Source organism: Lysinibacillus sp. NPDC093216, from assembly GCF_050280325.1.
Lineage (GTDB): Bacteria > Bacillota > Bacilli > Bacillales_A > Planococcaceae > Lysinibacillus.
Map to the genome: position 1 here is coordinate 1 of NZ_JBNNVB010000001.1, position 22,689 is coordinate 22,689.

General features: G+C 36.3%; 22 protein-coding genes and 1 riboswitch. Of the genes, 8 read left to right on the forward strand and 14 right to left on the reverse strand.

Annotation, left to right across the window (positions count from 1 at the left end):
• Positions 1 to 255 precede the first annotated feature (255 nt).
• A complete protein-coding gene (locus ACQKOG_RS00005; RefSeq protein WP_370075014.1) occupies positions 256 to 1,119 on the reverse strand; it encodes an AraC family transcriptional regulator in 864 nt (287 codons plus the stop codon).
• Between the two features lie 229 nt (positions 1,120 to 1,348).
• Between ACQKOG_RS00005 and ACQKOG_RS00010 the strand changes: the two genes are divergently transcribed.
• Both ACQKOG_RS00010 and ACQKOG_RS00015 read left to right on the forward strand, forming a co-directional pair.
• Complete coding sequence (locus tag ACQKOG_RS00010) at positions 1,349 to 1,552, forward strand: hypothetical protein (protein WP_427444177.1); 204 nt, start codon at positions 1,349 to 1,351, stop codon at positions 1,550 to 1,552.
• A 29-nt stretch (positions 1,553 to 1,581) separates the two neighbouring features.
• Positions 1,582 to 1,974 (forward strand): NUDIX hydrolase, encoded by a 393-nt coding sequence (locus ACQKOG_RS00015; RefSeq protein ID WP_370075015.1) that lies wholly within the window; start codon positions 1,582 to 1,584, stop codon positions 1,972 to 1,974.
• A gap of 133 nt (positions 1,975 to 2,107) precedes the next feature.
• On the opposite strand, the gene ACQKOG_RS00020 is transcribed toward ACQKOG_RS00015, so the two are convergent.
• Positions 2,108 to 2,320, reverse strand: coding sequence for a hypothetical protein (locus tag ACQKOG_RS00020; RefSeq protein ID WP_370075016.1), 213 nt, complete (start codon positions 2,318 to 2,320; stop codon positions 2,108 to 2,110).
• A gap of 22 nt (positions 2,321 to 2,342) precedes the next feature.
• Positions 2,343 to 2,519, reverse strand: a complete 177-nt coding sequence (locus ACQKOG_RS00025; RefSeq protein WP_156304561.1) for a sporulation protein Cse60 — start codon at positions 2,517 to 2,519, stop codon at positions 2,343 to 2,345.
• Between the two features lie 234 nt (positions 2,520 to 2,753).
• On the opposite strand from ACQKOG_RS00025, the gene ACQKOG_RS00030 reads away from it, so the two are divergent.
• A complete protein-coding gene (locus ACQKOG_RS00030; protein WP_427444182.1) occupies positions 2,754 to 3,572 on the forward strand; it encodes an MBL fold metallo-hydrolase in 819 nt (272 codons plus the stop codon).
• Positions 3,573 to 3,666: 94 nt separating this feature from the next.
• Positions 3,667 to 4,788 carry a hypothetical protein gene (locus ACQKOG_RS00035; protein ID WP_402871965.1) on the forward strand — a complete coding sequence of 374 codons (1,122 nt, stop codon included), beginning with the start codon at positions 3,667 to 3,669 and terminating at the stop codon, positions 4,786 to 4,788.
• 113 nt (positions 4,789 to 4,901) lie between these two features.
• On the opposite strand, the gene glnA is transcribed toward ACQKOG_RS00035, so the two are convergent.
• A complete protein-coding gene (gene glnA, locus ACQKOG_RS00040) occupies positions 4,902 to 6,236 on the reverse strand; it encodes a type I glutamate--ammonia ligase (RefSeq protein ID WP_370075019.1) in 1,335 nt (444 codons plus the stop codon).
• A gap of 458 nt (positions 6,237 to 6,694) precedes the next feature.
• On the opposite strand from glnA, the gene ACQKOG_RS00045 reads away from it, so the two are divergent.
• The 4 genes from ACQKOG_RS00045 to ACQKOG_RS00060 are packed head-to-tail and all read left to right on the forward strand — an operon-like array spanning position 6,695 to position 10,414.
• Positions 6,695 to 7,825, forward strand: a complete 1,131-nt coding sequence (locus tag ACQKOG_RS00045) for a SpoIIE family protein phosphatase (protein WP_370075020.1) — start codon at positions 6,695 to 6,697, stop codon at positions 7,823 to 7,825.
• Between the two features lie 3 nt (positions 7,826 to 7,828).
• On the forward strand, positions 7,829 to 8,251 hold the full coding sequence (locus tag ACQKOG_RS00050; protein ID WP_370075021.1) for an ATP-binding protein: 423 nt from the start codon (positions 7,829 to 7,831) through the stop codon (positions 8,249 to 8,251).
• Between the two features lie 27 nt (positions 8,252 to 8,278).
• A complete protein-coding gene (locus ACQKOG_RS00055; RefSeq protein ID WP_370075022.1) occupies positions 8,279 to 9,973 on the forward strand; it encodes a methyl-accepting chemotaxis protein in 1,695 nt (564 codons plus the stop codon).
• 54 nt (positions 9,974 to 10,027) lie between these two features.
• Complete coding sequence (locus ACQKOG_RS00060) at positions 10,028 to 10,414, forward strand: STAS domain-containing protein (protein ID WP_370075023.1); 387 nt, start codon at positions 10,028 to 10,030, stop codon at positions 10,412 to 10,414.
• Positions 10,415 to 10,482: 68 nt separating this feature from the next.
• Here the strand turns inward: ACQKOG_RS00060 and ACQKOG_RS00065 are convergent, their stop codons facing one another.
• The 10 genes from ACQKOG_RS00065 to ACQKOG_RS00110 all read right to left on the reverse strand — a co-directional run bounded on the left by ACQKOG_RS00065 (position 10,483) and on the right by ACQKOG_RS00110 (position 22,337).
• Positions 10,483 to 11,829, reverse strand: a complete 1,347-nt coding sequence (locus ACQKOG_RS00065; protein ID WP_370075024.1) for a sodium-dependent transporter — start codon at positions 11,827 to 11,829, stop codon at positions 10,483 to 10,485.
• A gap of 164 nt (positions 11,830 to 11,993) precedes the next feature.
• Positions 11,994 to 12,581 carry an ECF transporter S component gene (locus tag ACQKOG_RS00070; RefSeq protein WP_370075025.1) on the reverse strand — a complete coding sequence of 196 codons (588 nt, stop codon included), beginning with the start codon at positions 12,579 to 12,581 and terminating at the stop codon, positions 11,994 to 11,996.
• Positions 12,582 to 12,803: 222 nt separating this feature from the next.
• Positions 12,804 to 13,002: riboswitch (FMN riboswitch) on the reverse strand.
• A gap of 294 nt (positions 13,003 to 13,296) precedes the next feature.
• The gene (locus tag ACQKOG_RS00075) at positions 13,297 to 14,604 is read right to left on the reverse strand and encodes an RNA polymerase subunit sigma (RefSeq protein ID WP_427444190.1); all 1,308 of its coding nucleotides are present in this window, start codon (positions 14,602 to 14,604) and stop codon (positions 13,297 to 13,299) included.
• On the reverse strand, positions 14,601 to 15,134 hold the full coding sequence (gene sigX / locus ACQKOG_RS00080) for an RNA polymerase sigma factor SigX (RefSeq protein WP_370075027.1): 534 nt from the start codon (positions 15,132 to 15,134) through the stop codon (positions 14,601 to 14,603). The genes ACQKOG_RS00075 and sigX overlap by 4 nt, the downstream gene beginning before the upstream one ends.
• Positions 15,135 to 15,217: 83 nt before the next feature.
• Positions 15,218 to 16,993 carry an ATP-binding protein gene (locus tag ACQKOG_RS00085; protein WP_427444193.1) on the reverse strand — a complete coding sequence of 592 codons (1,776 nt, stop codon included), beginning with the start codon at positions 16,991 to 16,993 and terminating at the stop codon, positions 15,218 to 15,220.
• Positions 16,986 to 17,702 carry a response regulator transcription factor gene (locus tag ACQKOG_RS00090; protein ID WP_049668637.1) on the reverse strand — a complete coding sequence of 239 codons (717 nt, stop codon included), beginning with the start codon at positions 17,700 to 17,702 and terminating at the stop codon, positions 16,986 to 16,988. Before ACQKOG_RS00090 ends, ACQKOG_RS00085 begins: the two co-directional genes overlap by 8 nt.
• 157 nt (positions 17,703 to 17,859) lie before the next feature.
• Positions 17,860 to 19,047 carry a c-type cytochrome biogenesis protein CcsB gene (ccsB, locus tag ACQKOG_RS00095; RefSeq protein ID WP_415731699.1) on the reverse strand — a complete coding sequence of 396 codons (1,188 nt, stop codon included), beginning with the start codon at positions 19,045 to 19,047 and terminating at the stop codon, positions 17,860 to 17,862.
• Complete coding sequence (gene resB, locus ACQKOG_RS00100; protein ID WP_415731698.1) at positions 19,044 to 20,708, reverse strand: cytochrome c biogenesis protein ResB; 1,665 nt, start codon at positions 20,706 to 20,708, stop codon at positions 19,044 to 19,046. Before resB ends, ccsB begins: the two co-directional genes overlap by 4 nt.
• A gap of 13 nt (positions 20,709 to 20,721) precedes the next feature.
• The gene (gene resA, locus ACQKOG_RS00105) at positions 20,722 to 21,255 is read right to left on the reverse strand and encodes a thiol-disulfide oxidoreductase ResA (protein WP_402871983.1); all 534 of its coding nucleotides are present in this window, start codon (positions 21,253 to 21,255) and stop codon (positions 20,722 to 20,724) included.
• A 350-nt stretch (positions 21,256 to 21,605) separates the two neighbouring features.
• Positions 21,606 to 22,337 (reverse strand): pseudouridine synthase, encoded by a 732-nt coding sequence (locus ACQKOG_RS00110; protein ID WP_370075032.1) that lies wholly within the window; start codon positions 22,335 to 22,337, stop codon positions 21,606 to 21,608.
• Positions 22,338 to 22,689 lie beyond the last annotated feature (352 nt).

Below are 22,689 nucleotides of genomic sequence, written 5' to 3' on the forward strand. Positions count from 1 at the left end.
ATTTGAGTACGCTTAAAAACAGTTTTTTAGATGCTTGGTAGCTTAAGAATTTCCAATTCCGATGTTTTTTATGGTTGACATATCACCACTGGGCTTTATTAACATTATACAAAATATGGATGTTGAGAAGAGCAAAAATTTCTCATCAGGAGGATTTTATATACGATGTTTACTATGTCGGACTAAACAATATAAAACATCATCACTACAAAAATGGATTTGGCAAACTAATCGTTTACCAAATCCATTTTATCTTTATTGAATTGGAATCCAAATTTCAGAGTATGAATCAGGGCTATAAGCATCTTCATCAGGGTAAACTTCAAGTTCAGCTGTTCCTGCTGGTTTATATGGATTGGATGGGAACCACTCTGAATAAATCTGTTTCCAAGTATTTTGCATAGCATCTGGCATAGGGCCATGCACCTCAAAGACAACCCACTTCGATGCAGGTATCTCCAACGCTAATAGATTTTCTCCCACTTCCCCTACATGATCCGTAGCAATCCAGTAATCAATGAAACCATTTTGCCCTTGGTCTGTATTTGGTACACAAACACCTAGCGTCCCTTTAATGCTTCCGTTATTTAATTGGATAAGTTGATGATCGAAATTTTTCGAATTCATCTCATTCCAAAAATGAGGAATGTCTTGCAAGTTCTCACCATTTTGACAATTATATGTTCTTTTTACCCCTACTACTTGAAACTTTTCTTTTTCTACGATCTTATACTTCATTGGTTCTGCTCCCTTCAGGCTTACCTGGATGACCAGGCGATTGTATGATTGTAGCTGTCCTTGCTTCTTTCTTGCTTCACTAGGCGTTAGATTATGCTGCTTACGAAATGCCTTTGTGAAAGCTTCAGGAGAGTCGTAGCCATATTTGTAGGAGAGATCGATTACTTTTTGTTCTGTATTTATTAACTCCTGTGCAGCTAATGTTAGCCTTCTACGTCTTATATAATCTGCAATAGACATATCCGTTAAAATCGAGAAAGTCCGTTGAAAATGAAAGACCGAAGAATTTACCTCCCGTGCAATTTGCTCCATTGTGATGTCATCTAATAAATGCTCTTCGATATAATTTATTGCTTTTTGAATCGACTCAATCCAACTCAATTGCTCTCACTCCTTGTTTATAGCTTATAACATCAAAATTAGTTATTCCTGTCTTTTTATGCTAACTTTGGACTGGTAAAAATGAAAGCTTTATTTTCACCATAGCGTGGTGTTGATTTCCGTTCCGACAGGTCGCTTTGTTGTTGCTGTCGCTACGCTTTCGCACAGATAAAACATTTGTTGCTGTCGCTACGCTTTCGCACAGAGCAAAGCTTCCTGGGGGCGTCCGATGAGCCGCTTCACTCGCGTTGCTCGCTCCAGAGTCTCGGGCCAGCACGATGCTGGTCACGAAGGCGTTATCACAGGACGTGATGGTTTTAGCCTTCGTTCTTCTATTGCTGATCCCCAAGGAGTCGACCAGTCTCCACTCCAATCAACCTATATACATAGAATTAACAAAAGTCATACCTATTTTTTGGATAATATGGGTTAAAATTAGTATAAAATATTAGATTGGAGGTTTTGATATTGGTTAAATGGCAAGGGGCAGCAGGAATTTGCTTAAATGAAGACAATCAATTATTAATGGTTTTGCAAGGGACTAAAGAAGAAGCAAAAACATGGGCAGTGCCATCAGGCGGCATAGAAACTACTGAAAATTTTGAGACATGTTGTATCCGCGAAGTGTATGAAGAAACTGGATTTATAGTAGACATCGTCAGAGAAGTGTTACATAAAAATAATGATGTAGTAGAAGTTCGTTATTTCGAAACAATCGTTAAGGGTGGACAAATGACGATACATGATCCCGATGAATTGATTTATGAAATTGCGTGGAAATCAAAAGATGAATTACTAGATTTAACATTAACCTTCCCTGAAGATAGACAATTTCTATTATCATTGTTTCAATAATAGAATCATCATGACTTAGGATGGATAGTGGTAAGAAGACCCTGCCAGAAGCTTATTACTTGGCATTTCCTCTCGATATATCCACAACCGCGGGTATTTCCCTTCCACCCGCGGGTAAACTCTTATATTTTGATTATTTCATTTTTACTTTTTCAACGGCCGCTTCATATATCAATTCATCATCAATTTTAATATATTGATTTTTCGCTGCCTTACAATAGCCTTCTTGTTCTAAAAAATCCTTTAGTTTAGATTTCTTCGCAAATATTTTTTCAATGACATTCTTCTCCACTCCAGATTCATCATCTGTTCTTTTAGCAATTGATACCCAATATATTTTCGACAAGTTATTTCCCCCTCCGGATCAATCATTTATAAATAATTAAGGCTGAATGTATAACTGTATGTTCCCCTATATATAACGTATTGTATTTAATATCCACTATTAAATACTCGCTTAAATCTAATAGAGCGTTATTAATATCATGTTCAAATTGTACAATATCATTATTTTGGATCGTTACTACTTGGGTCGCTTGCGTCATACATTTTCCCCCTTTTCTTCTAATCATAGATTAACAGGAAGTATTTGTCACAACAAATTATTTTCGTAGTAAAGCACCTTATCCCCCTTTTCCATTGATAAAAACAGGTAATTAACCATTTATATGGTAAAGTGTAATCTAAGTACTGAATATTCCCCATTTAAAATACATAAAGAGTTTAAAACAATATACTAGATTAAAATGTCTAGCATTCATTAGAAAGTAGGTTTTTTCATGAAAATTACTGCTATCCTCGAAAATTCGAAATCAGATAAAAATTTAACAGCAAAGCATGGTTTATCATTGTATATAGAAACTGAACAAATGAACATAATTTTTGATTTAGGCCCGGATCACTCCTATATCAAAAATGCACAAGCTTTAGGTATCGATTTAAACAAAGTGAATGCAGTAATTATTTCGCATGGACATTCTGATCATATTGGAGGATTAAGGTATTTGGATGAAGTAAATAAACATGCTCCCATTTATTTGTCTTCGAATGCATTAGAATCTCATTGGCTAAAAATTGGACCCTATTATCATAATGTAGGAGCAAAAGTTACTATAGAAAATTTCGATAATCGTATGAAGTTTGTTGATGATGATATAGAAATTACAAAGGGAATTCATATAATTTCTTTAGATCCTACAAATGAATATACGAAAAATCTTTATAAAGGGGATAAGAAGAAGTTAGACGATTTTAATCACGAAATCGTGTTAGTGATTGAAAGCGAAAATGGGTTAGTATTATTTAGCGGTTGTAGTCATCATGGAATTGTAAACATAACTAAAACTATAACTAAAAAGTTTCCAAATAAGAATATCAACGCAATTATTGGGGGATTTCATTTAATTGGTCTGCCTATAGTTAACACTTTAGGAAAGCCAAAAGAAGAAGTTATCTCCATTGGCAATACATTAAATGAAATGAAGATTGACTGTATTTATTCTTGCCACTGTACTGGAGAAAAAGGATTTAGCATTCTCAAAACTGTTTTAAAAGAAAAATTACAATCTTTTAAAACTGGGGAGATTATTGAGCTTTAGTAGATATTACAAAATCACCTACCAAAAAGAAATTCAAATTTCACCATTTCATTAATATAAATATTATATTCTTAGCCTAAATGGAGAGATACACTTGAAAATAATAGAGCGAACAATAATACTATCATGTGCAGCTATATTCCTATTCATTGTTTTTAAAGCCGTTTATAATGGTGCACTGTCAAATAGATCTATAATTAAACCTCAAAGTTCAAATTATTATCAAATAATTGATAAAGATTTTAATAAAACAGTAGACTTACCTTTTACTAGCATAACTTCGTTTAGAGGTAATTCTAGCTCGATTTTTATGAGTGTAGATCATAAGAGTCCAAATGCTCTAGATAATAAAGTCGTTCAATATGATCGAATGACTCAGAAATACAAAACTATATTTAATAGCAAATTTGAATTGCCATCGATGCAAGGTCTAGAATTAAATGAAAATTGGTTAGTATGGGTAGATGCCGACGAAAGTGGATGGCAGTTGAACCCATATTTTATGAATTTAAAGACGAAAGAAATTCAACCGTTGACAAAAGAAAATGAAGAAGATGTTTTTAATGACTTCCCTGTCCTAATTGGGGACTATGCAGCTTGGATTAAATCGGATAGAAAAGTTGAAAAAGCGGAAGTTATGCTAAAGAATCTAAAAACAAATGATACCGAAAGTATATTTGATTTAAATACTTATACATTTATGAATATGCATTTATCTTCGAAGGATGGAAAAATATTATTTACTGATAAAAAAAATAATTATGGTTATCTGTATTTATACGATGTGAAAAGTAAAGAAATAGAAGAAATAAAAACTAACTATGAATTCATTGGTTGGGCAAGTTTGCTAAATGGCAACCAATTTATTTATCTAACCTTTAATGATCCTAGTGAATCTTCAACCGATGACCAAAAGCTTCTTTTTTATAATATTTCTAATAAACATACCCAAGTCGTTCTTTCGGATGTGGTAACTGTAAATTCCCATTATACAGATTTTAATAATCAAGTGTTTTTTTCTTATAACGATGAAGGTATGAGAAAATTTAAGGTAAAGAATAATTTACTAGTTGAAGATGGGGAATTAAACAAGGAATTAGAAACTCCTAACTTTTATAGGCTTTCTGCTGATAATAATATCTATATTATTAACCAGGACCTTTCATATGAAAAACGTAAAAGCAAATTAATTATCCAAAGTGAGCTAACTAACTAAAAAAATGGCTATCTCTATCAATGAAAAATAGGGATAGCCTTCTTTTTGACACTCATTTCCTTGCATTTTAGATCAAAAAAGTGTCGAAGCCCTAAAGCCCCAACACTCCCCTTCTAATACATTTTCAAATATTCTTCCCGCTCCCAGTTATGGACACGTGTGCGGTATTTATTCCATTCTATTTCTTTAGCAACCGTGAATTTTTCAAAGATATGATCTCCAAGTGCTTCACGTACGGTATGATCCATTTCTAGTTCAAGGAGTGCGTATTCCAATGACGACGGGAGGTTGTCGATACTGTTCAATTCACGTTCTGCTCGTGACATTTTATAAATATTGCGATCTACAGCATCCGGTGGTGTGAGATCTTTCCGAATGCCATCGAGTCCAGATGCTAAAATAACGGCCATCGCTAAATAAGGGTTGGCTGCTGGATCGACAGAACGCAGCTCGATACGTGTTGATAGTCCTCGTGAAGCTGGAATTCGAATAAGTGGTGATCGGTTTTGTGCAGACCATGCTACATAGCAAGGAGCCTCATAACCCGGCACTAATCGTTTATAGGAATTAACAAGTGGGTTTGTTATAGCTGTAAAGCCGTGGACATGTTTTAGTATCCCTGCCATAAAGCTACGCGCTGTTTGGCTTAATTGCAATTCTGCACGTTCATCATAAAACGCATTTTTATCCCCTTCAAATAATGATAAGTTGAAATGCATGCCAGAACCGTTAACGCCAAATAGTGGCTTTGGCATAAAGGTTGCATGCAGCCCATGCTGTGCAGCTATTGTTTTTACAACAAGTTTAAACGTTTGAATATTGTCACATGCTTCGATGGCACTTGCATATTTAAAGTCAATTTCATGTTGACCCGGTGCAACCTCATGGTGTGATGCCTCAATTTCAAAGCCCATTTCTTCTAACTCTAATACGATATCACGCCGACAGTTCTCCCCTAAGTCAGTTGGGGCTAAGTCGAAGTACCCGCCACTATCATTTAACTCAAGTGTTGGATGCCCCTTTTCATCTAACTTAAATAAGAAAAATTCTGGCTCTGGCCCTAAATTAAATGAGCTAAAACCTAATTCCTCCATCTCCTTTAAAACCCTCTTCAGATTGGAGCGTGGGTCACCTTCAAATGGTGTACCATCTGGTCTAACAACATCACAGATAAAACGAGCCACTTTACCTTTTTCAGCCGTCCAAGGAAAAATTACAAAAGTATCACGGTCAGGGCTCAAGTACATATCTGATTCCTCAATGCGTACAAAACCTTCAATTGATGAACCATCGAACATCATTTTATTGTCCAATGCTTTTTCTAATTGGCTAACCGGTACTTCAACGTTTTTTATTGTTCCTAATATATCAGTAAATTGTAGGCGAATAAATTTAACATTTTCTTCCTCAACACGACATTTAATATCTTCTTTTGTATAACGTTTCATTTTTCACCACTCCAATGTAATTTTAATTAACACGATTCTTTTGTAACTGTTTTTAAAATACATTAAAAGGATGTAAAACACAATATCTATGTAAGGTTTTATTACATACATTTTATCGAATATATTAATCTTTTTTTAAGATGGATAGAGCCGTCCTCCCCTCCCTACTTATCATTTAAGTCTTTAGACTCATCATACGGTAGTTTAACTAAAAAGTTTTTGACTTTGTTGCTTGAAGCAAGAACTTTATTTCCATATTTTATATCACATTAGTCTTGTATAATGTCATATTTATTGGTAAATTTATAGCAAATTAGAATTTCTATTTTATTCATCAGATAAGTAAATAGGGCGTATATATAATAGTCGGAAATTATCATATCCATTTTACCTTGGCGCAATTGCGTCCGGGGTTATATCTTCTGTTAAAGATACATAAGGCGGTGAATGTAAAAAGCATGTCAGTATTAATTATTGGCAGCGTAAGTAATGATGTATTACGTCTGCAAAAATATTTTCATCGTATCGACATCAAAAATATTCATTGCTTTACAACAACTGACGCAGCAATGAATTATTTATCAGATTCTTTGAAAGAAGAGCTAGAAATAATTATTCTCGATGCAAAAATGACACTTAAAAATTGCGAGAACATTTGTCAACAAATTGACGAACTAAAAAACTGGATCGATGCCCCTATCCTCCTTTCTACTACTTACGAAAAAAGCATTACAATTGATAGGGTTTTTGAAGCTGGGATTTTCGACTTTATTTTAAAACCATTTGATTTCACTCAGTTTAAAACCCGGATTCAGGTGGCCCTTAAATATCAGAAGGAAACCAAGCTACGAAAGCAGCAAGAAAGTATGATTCAAAAAGATTTAATTGTCGCGAAGAAATTTCAAAAAAATGCACTATCTCCTCCATTGAATCTTGAGCATATTCAGATCGATGGACTTTATGTTACATCCAACACACTAGGAGGTGACATGTACTGCTGGTTTAAGATTAATGAACATTTAACTGCCATTCTTCTTTACGACGCAATGGGACATGGCATTGCCGCATCACTCGTTACAATGTCCATTAGATCTTTGTTAAAGGGAATAATCACGAAATTAATTGATCCAGTTTTAGTAATTCGAGAACTTAACCGCCAAATTTACGAGTTATTTTCTGATGAAGATATGGACCGTTTTTTAATGACAGCTATCTACATACTCATTGATACGAAAAACGGAACTGTACACTATGTTAATGCGGCTCATCCATCTGGTTTCTTATTTGGAAAATACGGAGAGACGGTGTTCCTCCCAGCAAATACACCTATATTAGGGCTATTCCCGACCATTCCTATTAATAAAAAAAGGATACCTTTATCCGGATGGCATCGCATAATACTTTATACGGATGGATTATTGACAATCAATGATCAACAAGTTGTTGATATGGATTTTTTCCATTCCTATGCATCACACGATAATGGCTATGCCTTGGAGAAATTTTCCCAAAAATACGATTTATCCGATAATTATTACAACGATGATATAACAGTAGTTTCAATAACAATTACATTACAGGGTCGGTGATTGATGATGGAATTCATACTCAATGTAAATCCTGATACACAAGCTATAGCTTATGTAGATCAAGTTATAGAGAATTATACAAATGTATATAATTTACCTTTTAAAAGAGAATTACGATTTGTCGTACATGAATTAGTTATTAATGCTGTGGAAGCTGTTAAGAAAAATGATCCATATTCCGAAAAGGCTATTCAAGTACACGTATCTCATTCTAATAAAGAAATAAAAATAACAGTTACTGATGAAGCGAAAGGAATCGCTGAAAAGGATTGGGATAAGGCTCTACAATTTGATTTAAACGAACTGGATTATTCAGATCGTGGGCGAGGTTTATTTTTCGTTAAAAATATGGTCGACCATATTTGGTTTGAAAATATTTCTGAAACGAAATTTTTAGTTGGTATTTCAAAAAAGATTCATGTATAAAGTTAACGTAAAATTGGAGGAGTTTTCATGAAGCTGTCAATCCGAAAAAAAATGAGCCTGTTAATATTCGGGTGTATTTTGCTACTCACTACACTTTTAGCAGGAATAAATTTTTATGTTGCCAAAAATAATCTTTTAGAAAGCGCAAATACAAAGCTTTTATCAGATATTCAATTGAGCTATGAATATTTAGATGCTAAATTCCCTGGAGAATGGTCCATTAAAAATAATCAATTGTATAAAGGTGACGTCAAAATAGTAGACAATTTTGAGGTAGCTGATAAAGTCGGAGAGCTAACAAACGGAAATGTCGTCTCAATCTTCCAAAACGATACTCGCATTAGTACAAATATAGTCGAGAATGGAGAACGTGCATTAAATACAAAGGTTTCTGATGAAGTTGCGAAAGTTGTATTAGGAGAAAAAAAACGTTTTATCGGATCAGCAAATGTCTTGGGGAGTATGCATCAAGGAGCCTATGACCCAATTTTAAATAGCCAAGGAGATGTTATTGGCGTATGGGCAACAGCTGTACCTACCGCTCCATATATAAGTATTGCTACAAAGTCTGCACTTGAAAATGTAGCGGTCTCCTTAGGAATTGCCATTTTAATGATTGTTGGGATTAGTTGGTTTTTACAGCGACAAATCATCACACCCATTAATATTTTAAGTACAAATGCCAAAGATTTAGCAGATTTAAATTTAAATGTAAAATTATTAAACCCAAAAGGTAAAGATGAGATTGCTGTTTTAGCAAATGCTTTTAGTGATATGAAGAATCGATTAACGGAAACGATGACAATCGTAGCTGGTAGCGCCAATCAAATAGCTAACTCATCGCATTCATTAGCAGAATCATCACATCAAACAAGTGAGGCTTCTAACCAAATCGCACTTACGATGAATGAAATTGCAGTCGGTACTACGACTCAATCTGATCAAGCTGAACAAATAGTGTCTATGATGCAAAAAACAATTGAAGAAGTATCGACCAGTTTACAAAAAGCCGAGAATACGTTAAATAGCGCTATAGAATCGACCCATTTTGCACGCCAAGGTGAAGAGGCGATCAATGAAGCTATAAAACATTTAAGCGATGTCACACAAACAGTGTCTTACGCAACAGATTCTATCCAAAAACTCGGTAAACGCTCTGAAGAAATTGGCGGCATTATTACTGTTATTACGGGTATTGCGGATCAAACAAATCTACTCGCCCTCAATGCAGCCATCGAAGCAGCACGAGCAGGTGAGCAAGGAAAAGGCTTTGCCGTCGTTGCATCAGAGGTACGCCAGTTAGCTGAACAATCAAGTTTAGCATCAGGACAAATTACAAATCTCATTAAAGATATTCAGGCTGAAACCTCTGTGACAGTTCGCACGATGGAAAGTAATCTACTAGCAGTAGAGGAGCAAGTAACAATTATCAATAAAGGAGGAACTGCATTAAAAGAAATCGTTGAAAAGGTCGAAGAAACAGAAAACGGCGTTGAGCAGATGAAGGCTGCATTTACGAATGTAAACAACAACTCCTTAGGGGTTCAACAAGCCATTCAAGATATTTCCCGTATCATTGAAGACTCCGCTGCAGCAACAGAGGAAATTGCCGCAACATCGGAAGAACAATATGCAACTGTGGCAGAAATTACACAAAGTTCAGACGAATTAGCATCGATTGCCGATAAATTACAAAACGAAGTCAATAAATTCAAGTTTTAACTTCTATAGAATTAGAATTTCCTTACATGAAAAAGAAAATGGAGGCGCTATAGTATGGATCAGAAGAAAATTGCGATGGTTATTGACACAAAGTCTGATTATATTTTGATTGCGTTTACTGGCGATTTAGAATATGGGTCGATTGAAGAGATTAAAATTGAGCTTCAATCGTTAAGCTTGGAAACAAAGCATGGATATATTATCGATATGCAAAAGGTTACAAACATCGATAGTACCGGCTTTGGCATGATTGTCAATTTCGCAAAGAAAGTATCTGTAAAAGAAAAGAAAATCGCCATTATTGTTGTCGATGATTTCATTCGCAATTTGTTTGCTATTTCACAAGTCGATAAAGTATTCCCTATTACTAAAAGCGAAGAGCAAGCAAGACAGATCATTAAAGAAGGCTGGTTAGGTGAACTATCACTTAGCGAATACTAACCCTATCGTTGTCCCCCAAACATAAAAGTAAGTTGCATTCCTATTAAACGGAATGCAACCTACTCTTTTTAATACTGTAAAAGCATATTTACAAACACAACGATAATGACAAAAGGTACTACTATTAACATCAGTAGTCGATACGCTGAATAGAACCCCTGCCCCATTTGACTTCCTATTAATAATTCCTTCTTCACAAATTCTTTATCAACTACATACGCAATAAAGATAGCAATCAATAAGTTACCCAACGGAAGCATTAAATTAGAAACTAAAAAGTCAGTTGCATCAAAAATTGTTTTTCCAAAAATTGATACATCAGCTAATGTACTTGATGAAAGTGCTGCAGGAATCGCTGCAATAAAGACTACTACACCTAGTAGCATCGTCAATGCAGAACGAGACATACGTCCCTTCTCCATAAATGCCGCTACGATAATTTCATATAAACTGAAGGAAGAAGTTAGCGTTGCGAATAAAAATAATAATAAAAACATCGCTAAGAATATTTCACCAAATGGCATTTGACTAAATGCTGTTGGCAGAACCGTAAATAATAAGCCTGGTCCAGATGCCGGTTCTAAATCAAAAGCAAATACAACAGGGAAAATGGCTAATCCTGCTAAAAACGATACAAGCACAGTGAGAAGAACAACAGAGCCTGCGGAATTAGGTAAGCTCACATCTTTCTTTAAATAGGAGCTGTACGTCACAAGACAAGAAAATCCTACTGCTAAGCCAAAGAAGGATTGCCCTAACGCTTCCAATATTGCCTTTCCAGTTATATTTGAAAAGTCAGGCCACAAGAAGAATTTAACCCCTTCCATTGCTCCATCTAATGTTAAAGCCCTCACAACAAGCACAATAAACATAATGAATAATAAAGGCATCATCCACTTATTGGCCTTCTCTATACCATTTTGCACGCCAAGTGAAATGACTAATACATTTACTAGCGTAAACAGCCCTAAACCTAGCAATGTAATCCAAGGTGTTCCTACAATCTTTGCAAATAGTTCACTAGGATCCACGGAAGGATCAATAACAGCCCCAGTCACACCAAGGCCACTATATATAAAAATCCAACCTCCTACAACACTATAAAAACTTAATAATAAAAAACAGCCGAGCACACCCATACGACCAACCCAAGCCCAACCTGTTTTAGTAGGTGCAATTTTTTTATAGGCAGTCACAGCCTCAGACTGTGTACCACGACCTAAAATATATTCTGATAATAACATCGGTAAACCAATCAACAATGTAAATAGCACAAAAATCAGGAAAAATGCTCCCCCGCCACTTTGTCCAGTAACATATGGAAGCTTCCAAATTGCCCCCAGTCCGATTGCAGCTCCAGCCGATGCTAAAATAAAGCCTAGTTTACTAGACCACTGACTCTTTTTTTCACTCATCTCTTCAAACTCCTCTAACTTACTCAACTCTTCCTTATTCTACAATAAAATAATACAGTCGACTACATTAATTCTATATGTTACTTTTGCGTAATATTATCCAACACCTCAACCATTCTACATAAAAAACCTCGAACGCTTAACAGCTCGAGGTCTCATCCTAATTATTTTGTTAAATACATAGAACGCTGATGATCAATCCATTTACGCATTGTTGTGAATAGTAATGCCATGATGATAGTAATTAAAATACCTTTCACAATGTTAAATGGCAAAATACCAGCTACGATCATTTTATATAGTGAATCACCTACAACAGGCTCCATACCTAAAAAGTAAGTGTACATAGGTAAAAATACTGCATAGTTAAGGATGCTCATTCCTACTGCCATTACAATTGTTCCAGCAGCTAAACCTCCGATAAGGCCCTTAACTGTTTTGGAGCGATTAAAAACAAAGCTCACTGGTAAAATAAATAAAATACCTGTTGCAAAGTTCGCGATATGTCCTACCGGTACTCCCGTTGGCGTGCCTGAGAAAACCCAGTCCAACACATTTTTAAATAATTCTACTAAAATCCCCGCTACAGGTCCCATAGTGATTGCTGCTAGTAATGCTGGCATATCACTGAAGTCCACTTCCAAAAACATTGGAAATGGCGGAATCGGGAAATTAAAAAGCATTAATAAAAACGAAATACTGCTCAGCATACCAATCGTAATATACGATTGAAGTTTAACATTTTTCTTCATAGAAAACTCTCTCCTCTTTGCTGATTCAATCTCGCAAGAAGAAAGGTTACGACCTAATCAATTATTATCATGAAAAAACCCTTATGCAAAAGAGCATAAGGGAGAATAGGCATGATTAAAAAACGCCATTAATTAACTATTTTCTGAGCATACGCTGTGTGAAACCACATCGAAAAAACGCTCGTACATAGCTAAATTCATAACAATGAATGACGATCGTACCTCCATCTTCTCCCATCCAGACTTTAACTGTCGGCCTTGGAATTGCACCAAGTCAGCCATGCAAAAAAATTATTTGCACAGGTCGCGGGCTGAAGAGCCTTTAGTAAATCATGCGAGCTAATATGTCTTAAAGGAAACATTAGCGATTTACAACTCTATTACCGCCGGTCGGGATTTTCACCCTGCCCCGAAGATGAATCATTATTTTTTTATTTCATAGCCTTACTATAATGAATTATTAGAGAAAAGTAAATAGCTTTGCTTTAAAAAAATCCGATTAAACTTGTATGCTTTAATAAATACTCGTGAAAAGTAGCTTAAATCCTTATTCATCTCATCACCTATAGAGGCGAGAGACTTCGTAGGTGACGCTTCGCTTTCGCTACTGAAAATAATTGCTAAGTTAAATGACAAGAGCATTCACGCACATATAGTGGCGAGAATGCTCCAAAAATTTATTTATGTTCTGTTCGTCTATTTGTTGTTAGGCTGTTTATGGCATATATCGTTTATTGGCTCCTACAGGCTTTGGCAAGAATTTTTTTAAATCAAATCCTTCCCAGGTTTCCTGTACAACATTGTCTAAACGTATTTGTTGATCAAAGCTTGCAGCAGTGAGCATCATAGCTTCTATCAGTTGAGTTGCACGAACAGTATCCATGGTCGTTAAATCAAGCGGCTCATCAAATGTAACAATAACGCCTTCTGCTACTTCTTTTACAGTGTATGCTATATTTTCTGGTACAACTGAAACGTATACATCATCATTTTTATTTCGCATATCGGTAAGCGCTTCTGTTACAGTGGGAAAAGTCTTACGAGAATCGGGTGATAAATATTCAGCTCCATTTTCATCTTTATATAAATAATAATTAAAATGATTTGAGCTTGTTAATGCCTTAGGATTACTTGGCTCTTCTTCCTTGGAAAATTTGTAGGCTGTACCATCAGGATTTTCAAACTCAATATCTTTATACTCTGAATCTGAGAATGTATCCTGTAAAGTCTCTAAATATTCATTAGTATCTGCTGAAGCAACATCATAATCATTTTTCTCCGGCAATACATGAACTAGTTTATCGCCCTTCTCCTTCAATTCTCCTTTATATGGATGATAGTTAGTAAAACCATTTGCTTTCTCATCAATTTGCGGCGCATACTTTTCATACATTTGTAATGTTGTAGGCTTTTTCTTCGGAAAATCAGTGGCAACTCGTTCATTTGGAATGATATACGTCATCGGTACGCTTTTCTTATCACGATTTGCCAAACCAATATGAAACACTACTGCTTCTGTTAAATCTTCCTCATAAACAGATGATCGTAGAGACATAATCCTTGAATGTTTTGCTACTATGTTGTTGGATTCCATAATCTTATCCTGGTTGACAAAGCTTTTCGCTGCTCGACTATCCTGCGATGTTGAATATTGAGAGGTTTCAGGAGCATTAGCCTGGTCTAATTTTGCATCATTATGATTCATGAACATAGAGCCTGTAATTACTGTTAAAGCGAAAACTGCTGCAACACTCATAAAGATTGGCCATTTACGAACTTTCTTCTTTGTTGTTGCAGTCTCGGTACTTTCTTGTTGCGTAGGAATACTGTGTTGTTGCTCTTGCGATGTTATTTCATCATCTATTGGTTGTTGTATAGCTTCTTGAAGATGGATATTATCCTGCAAGCGAGCATCTGTCAATAATCGATTTAATATTTCTTCTTTTGAACGGCGGTCAGAAAGCTTAGGGGCATTATTTAATAGATGCTCAAGTTGATCATCATCAAATTGGTTATGTGTCATTGCCGTTTCGCCTCCTGTTCTCTAACCTGTTGTAGCTGTTGCCGTAAAAATTTAATGGCACGATGCTGAGTGGTTTTTACCTTCGCTTCTGTCCAATCTAGTATTTGTGCAGTTTCTGCAATCGATAAGTCTTGAAAGTAGCGCATAATAATGACCATTTTTTGGTCACCTGTACAGTGTTCGAGTGCTACTTGCACCTGCATAAATTCATCACTGGCCTGCAATACGTCCTCCGGTGATGGTGTGGTTGAATGTAGCTGTTCCGTTTCCCAATCAAAAAAATCAAGTGAATGTTTTTGACGTACAGCCTGCTTTCTAAAATGATCAATAGCGACATTTTTAGCAATAGCAAAAAGCCAAGTCTTTTCACTGCTATTTCCTGCGAACTGATCATATGAGCGCAATACACGAACATAAACCTCATGCGCTAAATCCTCAGCAAGTGTACGGTTTTTTACTAAATAAATAAGAAACTGGAACACGTCTTGATGATATGCATCGTATAACCGATGGAACACGGAGTCATTCAAAGCACTCCACCCCCGTTCTATTTATATTTGTCGTCTAAATGTCCACAGAAGTTACATCCAATTAATACCACTCTTTAATAGTATTAATCAAAAGGTAAATAAAACGTGAAGGTAGTCCCCTCTTTCAGCACACTATCTACCATAATATTGCCTGAATGTGCCTTGACAATATTTCTAGCTATAGCTAAACCTAGGCCAGTTCCGCCTTTAGAACGTGTACGTGCCTTATCTGCTTTATAGAAACGTTCAAAGACATATGGTAAGTCCTCTTGCGGAATACCATGCCCTGTATCCTGAACAGAAACCTTGGCAAAGGTTGGTTCCTGCTCAACCTTCACTGTTACAGACCCTTCATCAGTATGACGAAGAGCATTATCAACTAAATTTGTTAAAACCTGTTCAATTCGATCCTCATCTATACTAATCGAAGCTTCGTCATTAAATTCACTGTCAAATATTAGACGAACATGTTGCTCTTTTGCCACCTGTGCAAATTTTTGAGTAATACGTTCAAATGTTGAATTAATCGGGAGCTCATCTTTGTAAAGCGTCATATGCCCCGATTCCATACGCGCAAGGTCTAATAAATCTGTTACTAGACGTCCCATACGTTTCGATTCATCATAAATAATTTTTGTAATTTCATTACGTTCTTCTTGATCTTGAATAAAATCATCATCCATTAGAGCCTCTGAATAGCCTTGGAGCATCGAAATTGGCGTTCGTAGCTCATGAGACACATTGGCAATAAAGTCTGAACGCAGTTTTTCTAAACGATGCTGCTCTGTCATATCACGAATAACCGCAACCGCTCCACGTATCGATTCCTCACTATAAAGAGGGCTAATCGTAAACGTATAGTAACTTCCATCCATCTCAATTTCTTCTTCAAGCTTATCCTCAAACATCAGTACATGATCGAGCATATGATAAAGCTCTGGCGGAATTGGCTTCGCACTTTGTGATCCCTTATTAACAAACCACGTTTGCATTAAACGGTCCGCTGGCGGATTACTTAATAATATTGTACGATCACGATTAAACGTAATAACTGCGTCTGTCATCGATGTTAATATATTGGAAAGCTGTTCATTTTCTTGATTGATCACTTCTAGATTGTGTTTCAATTGACGGCCCATTTGATTGAAGGCAACTGCAAGCTGGCCAATTTCATCATTTTGTGTAGTCGGCATCTTCGCTTCAAAATTCCCTTTAGAAATTTCAAATGCCAGCTCACGCATTTTACGTAATGGTGACGTAATACGTGATGAAAGGAAAAACGCAAAAAATGTCGTCAGCACAAAGGCAATGAAAGCAGATAAAAAGACAATTTTCGTCGTCTCTTTCGATGTTTTATGCAGCGCATCCGGACTTTGATAAATAAAGACAGCCCCGTGTACAGCATTTTCCACATTTAGCGGGAAACCAAGCACAACATACGATTCCAACTTTTCTTTGTCTGTAGAAGACGGCATCATCATTTCCTTAATAATCGGTTTATCTGATTGAAAAACTTCTTGGAACGATTTATTGGCTAAAATCATATCCTGTATTTCTTTTTTATTGACACCTTCCTGCATAGCGAAAGAAATTCTATCATGGTTAATAGCAATAAGTGCATTTGTACTTTCAGGTAAAATATCTTTTAATAATTCCGAAGTCGATTCTGCCGTTTCATTATCATCTACTATACTGGCAACTGTTGCTGCAGTTTGACGCAAGGAGCTTTCTGCTTGTTGCATATGGTAATTCTGAAGAAATTCAAGCATTAAAACCGTGAAAACAAACAATACAAATGAAACGAGAAGCAATATGGTTACCCATAGCTTCCCGACAACACTGTTCCATATTCTATTCATTGACAACCTCAAATTTGTAACCAACGCCCCATACAGTAACAATCATTTTTGCAGCGTTTTCAGATACACGGTTGAGCTTCTCGCGTAAACGTTTTACATGTGTGTCAACTGTACGTAAGTCGCCAAAGAAATCATAATGCCAAACTTCTTTTAGTAATTGTTCACGGTCAAATACTTTGTCTGGTGATTTAGCTAGGAAATAAAGCAATTCATACTCTTTAGGCGTTAAATTTACTTCAATACCCTCTGCTGTTACACGGTGCGCATCATGATCAATCATTAAATGTTGGAACACAACTAAATCTTTTGAAGAAGAAGCATTTGTCGAAGGTGAGAATGCTTGTGAACGGCGTAATATAGCCTTCACACGTAACACAACCTCACGAGGACTAAATGGTTTTACAATATAATCATCTGCTCCAAGCTCAAAGCCTTGTACGCGATTCGCTTCCTCGCCTTTTGCAGTTAATAAAATAATTGGTGTTGCTGCACGTTCACGGATTTCCGCACAAACTTCAAGCCCGTCTTTTTCAGGCATCATAATATCTAATAAAATACAGTGATACTCTTTTTCCAAAGATTTTTCGATCGCTTGTTCACCATTTTCTGCCTCGTCAACAAGGTATCCTTCTCGCTCTAAATACATTTTTAATAAGCGTCGAATACGATCCTCGTCATCTACTACTAATACTGAAATATTTTCTGACACTTTCACGATCCCTCTCTTCTAATCTTTCTCTACCTTCTATTGTACATGGTACAGCACTTATTGAAAAGAAAAGAAAGCCTTCTTGCCACAGCAAGAAGGCTCTTCTTTCCAATACTAGCGACGTAAAAATATCATATATGCTCAAAATCAACTTAGTCTATGCTGATGCGTATGAGTGTAAACCTGCAAGAATCAAGTTAACAGCAATTAAGTTGAATAAGATAATTCCAAAACCAATTAATGCTAACCATGCAGATTTTTCACCTTCCCAGCCTTTCGATAAACGTAAGTGTAGGAATGCTGCATAGAATAACCATGTAATAAGTGCCCATACTTCCTTCGGATCCCATCCCCAGAAACGACTCCACGAAAGTTGTGCCCAAATCATTGCAAAGATTAAAGCACCTAACGTAAATACTGGGAAGCCGATTATTACTGAACGATAACCAATTTCATCAACTAATTGTAAATTTACCCGTTTGACAAAAGGTTGGAAAATCGCACTAATTCGACGTCGTGCAATTAATCGAATCAATAAATATAAAACAGACCCTACTAATAATGACCACACAACTGATGTTAATTTCTTCGCATTAATGAGCGGAGGCATTTCTACTAACGGAGACATGCCATGTTCTTCAACTGCCTTATATTCATTCATACCAAATAGTGGCGGCATTTTGTATTCAATTTGACGTCCATTACCCTCTTTATCAACATAAGTATATGTTGAATCGTAACCCATCAAACTAAAAACGGATGTAGCAATTACGAAACCAACGACTACTACAAGGAAGAACATTACCGCTTCTAACCAGAAACGTTGTTTAGAAGGTTTCTTTAAATTAACTACTTTTAATAAATAAATTAGTCCTGCTACCGCACTAATTGCTAAAAGTGATTGCCCCAAAGCAGCTGTAATAACATGAATTGTTAACCAGTAACTTTGTAAAGACGGCATTAAAGGAGTTACCTCTTTCGGGAACATTGCTGCATAGGCAATTATTAATAACGCCACAGGTAATGCTACTAAGCCCAGAGCCGTCACGCGATAAATAAAATAAATCAAAACGAATGCCCCAACAATGAACATCCCAAACGCAGTCGTAAATTCAAACATATTACTAACAGGTGCATGCCCTGCATAAATCCAACGAGTGACAAAATAACCAAGCTGCGAAAGTAGACCTATAATTGTGACAGTGATCGCCACTTTACCCCATTTTTCGGTATTTTTGCCTGTAGCATTCGATTGCTTTATCGAACCACCAAATAATAAAGTTGCAACTAGGTAGGCTATGAAAGCTACAAATAATAGGTTTCTACTTATGTCAATCAAACTCATAAGGTGTTGTCACCTTCCTTTTTCTTTGTGGATTTCTTGACATCTTCTGACTTATCTAACTGATCTTCATATGGTGGTAGACCAGCAAATGTAGTGACTGTATCTAAATCCTTTTTCATACTGAACATATTTTTATTCACATGGGCAGCCATCAACACTCGACCATCAGGCTCCACCTGTAACCATAAACGTCGGTGGTTCCAATACGAGCCAATTACTACACCAATCATGAAAATAATACCGCCGACAAATAACAATGGTATCGTACTATCCTTACGAATTGTAAAGTTTGATGAATTACGCGTCTCTGCTCCTACGAATTTCATTCTATATTTGTTTTCACCAAGTGGTTCAAATGGCGGCTTCCTGATTTCTACAAAGCTTACTTCACCTTTTGGAGTTTCTGGTGTTATCATTTTAAATATAAATGCTGGGTTATTTGGTATTGATGTTTTTGTTTGTGGTTCACCATCTTTAAAACCAGAAAAATCTGGTGTATACACAAGAATCTTTACTGAGGAACCATTTCCTAAATCATATTCTTTTTTAGGATTCGTTAAATCAATTTCAATTTGACCTAGTGAATCTTCTTCTGTTGCTTTATTCACTAAATTAAAATTCATCTGTCTCAATTCGTCGAGGCGATAATTCATTTGATACAGTGCAAAACTGTTTTCTTTTAACGGATGATTGACACGAATAGAGTAATCTCTCAATTTTTTAAGATTATCTGTATCTCCAGGAAGAGCTCCGTCAGGTTGTTTGTATAATGTGATGTCTGTTTGATAGTTCTTCGCCATAGCATTGACACCTTGGTTAGATTGCTCATCCTGAGGTTTATCGTCATGGGTTTCCAAAATAAATTTATTATTTTTAATAAAATAGCCGTCCATACCTGGTATAGCTCGTGTCTCACCTTCACGGATCCAAATCGTCTCATCCACATAAAAACCAGGTACTAGGCGCAACATAACACCTGCTAAAAAGATAATGAGACCGACATGATTTATGTATGGGCCATATCGAGCAAAACGGCCGCGCTCTGCTAGCAATGCGCTTCCATCACGACGAACACGATATTTTAATTCAGTCATTTTTTGCTCAACTTTATCTAGCGTTTCATCAGGGTTTGGCACTTGTCCTTCCGCAACGATACGTTGACGCTTCATGAAACTTTCATGACGTTTAACGCGTTGATTTTTTAGAGACTTGTGTAATGGTAAACCACGGTCTAAACTCGCAACAATAATAGATATCGCAAGCATACCCACTAAAATTTGGAACCACCAAGTGCTATACAAATTAGAAAGTCCTAAATTATTATAGAATTTGCCCAACCAACCATACACTTTCTCATAATACTCCGCTTTACTAGGTTCAGGGGCATTAACATACATCTCTTGCGGTAGTATTGTTCCAATTGACGCTGCGACTAACGTTATAATAATAAGAGCAATCCCGACTTTTACATTCGAGAAGAAATTCCAAATTTTATCAACTATTGTTGCGTTATACGTTTTTGAGCGAATCGCCATTCCGTCATAGCGCATATCAACAACTTTTGTTTGTTTACCTTCCTCAGTTAAAGGACGACCACATTTCTCACAAAGCTTCGTGCCATATGGGTTACTATGACCACAAGCACAAATAATGTTTTCCATAGTCATTTACTCCTTATTTTGGCTTCACTAATTCCATGTACGAAGCAATTTTTCCCTCCGCTATTTCACCAGTAATAATTTTGACTACTTTACCATCTGGATCAATAAGGAGAGTTGCAGGTAAACTACCTACATTGTAGGTAGTACTAACGCTTTTCGTTTTGTCAATAACTACTGGGAACGTTAATTTGTGTCTATCGACAAAATTCTGTACTTCAAAATCTGTTTCCGCGATATTGACCGACAATGTTTGTACACCCTGGTCTTTAAAGGCTTGATACTGACGGTTTATTGCAGGCATTTCCCTCTCACACGGCGGACAAAAAGTTCCCCAGAAGTTCAAAAACACTCCCTGCCCTTTATAATCAGACAGCTTATGTTTCTCACCGTTTAAATCTACTAACGTGAAGTCTGGTGCTTTAGAGCCCACTGCTATTAACTCTACTTTATCCTTTGTTGCTGTTCCGTATACCGTGTAACCAATTGCTAAGACTAAGACTGCCAAAATAATGGTACGAATGACGAGACGTTTTTTCTTTTTCTCCAAGTTAATAAACCCCCTATCAATTTACGGCTTAAAGTAACTACAACTGACGCTAAGCTTTTCATACAAACATTCATATGTATAGATTACACTGTCTAATTTACAGCATTGACATGTTTGTCAAATTTTACATTCATCATGAACTTGTGCGTCAAACACCACCTTGCAAACCGTGGAAACGATTTCATCAAGATGCAACTAATCTAGGTTAGCTATTCTCACCTATTATAGCAAAATGAAACAGAAACGCTTAGCTAATAATTATGAATGATTTATGAACGATTTCACTAATAAGAAAGTGAATACATTGCTATTACACATAGAAGTATCACTTTCTCATAGAAAATGCTTATTTATCCGATTTTTCCTGTCTCCGCTAACACACGCAATTGCTTCACTTCATGCTTTGTTAATTCACGATATTCCCCTGGAGTTAGTCCGAATAAATCTAAAAAGGCAAAGCGTTCACGTTTTAGTTTAACTACTGGAGTACCAATCGCCTCGAACATGCGACGCACTTGACGATTTCGCCCTTCGTGGATCGTAATTTCACAGATTGCCTTACCTGCTTTTTCATCAAATGAAGTCATACTAACCATTGCAGGAGCTGTTTTGCCATCTTCTAACTTAATTCCTCGTTGCAGCTTTTTTAAGCCTTCAATCGTTGGAACACCTTTAACACGGGCAATATATGTTTTATCGATTTTAAACTTTGGATGCGTCAGCATATAAGAAAATTCACCATCATTTGTCAATAGCAATAAACCAGATGTATCATAGTCGAGACGACCAACTGGGAAAATTCGTTGCGGGATATGCTTAAACAAATCTGTGACAGTTTTGCGTCCTTTGTCGTCTGTTACAGCTGAAATCGTTCCACGTGGTTTATATAGTAAATAATAAACCTTATCCTCTTTCTCAAGCTTCACGCCTTCTACTTCAATCGTATCTGAGTTGGAAACTTTCGTACCTAACTCACGCACTACGACTCCGTTCACTTTAACTTTACCTTCTACAATCAATTGTTCTGCCTTACGTCTAGACGCCACACCCGCATACGCAATGACCTTTTGTAATCTTTCCATTCTTTCACCTCTAATTTTCTTTCACCTTGGTTTGACACCAAGCATTAAACCTCATTCGCACATTATGAATAAGGTTATTTTTCCCGCTAATCTGTGAAAATTATGTCATACTTTTATACATTATTAAAGAAAAACTAATTATGCATAAATAATTAAATGATTTGAAATAGTTTTTATCAACTAGTTTCTGGATAATTTGTACTTAAATATTAAGGATTATCACCATAGTGTGGGGTTAATTTCCGTTCCGACTGGACGCTTTCTTTGGGGCGTCGGGGCAACAGATATTTTATTGCGCGAAAGCAAAGCGGCAGCAGTAGCAGATTGTTTTTTGCGCGGAAGCGAAGCGACA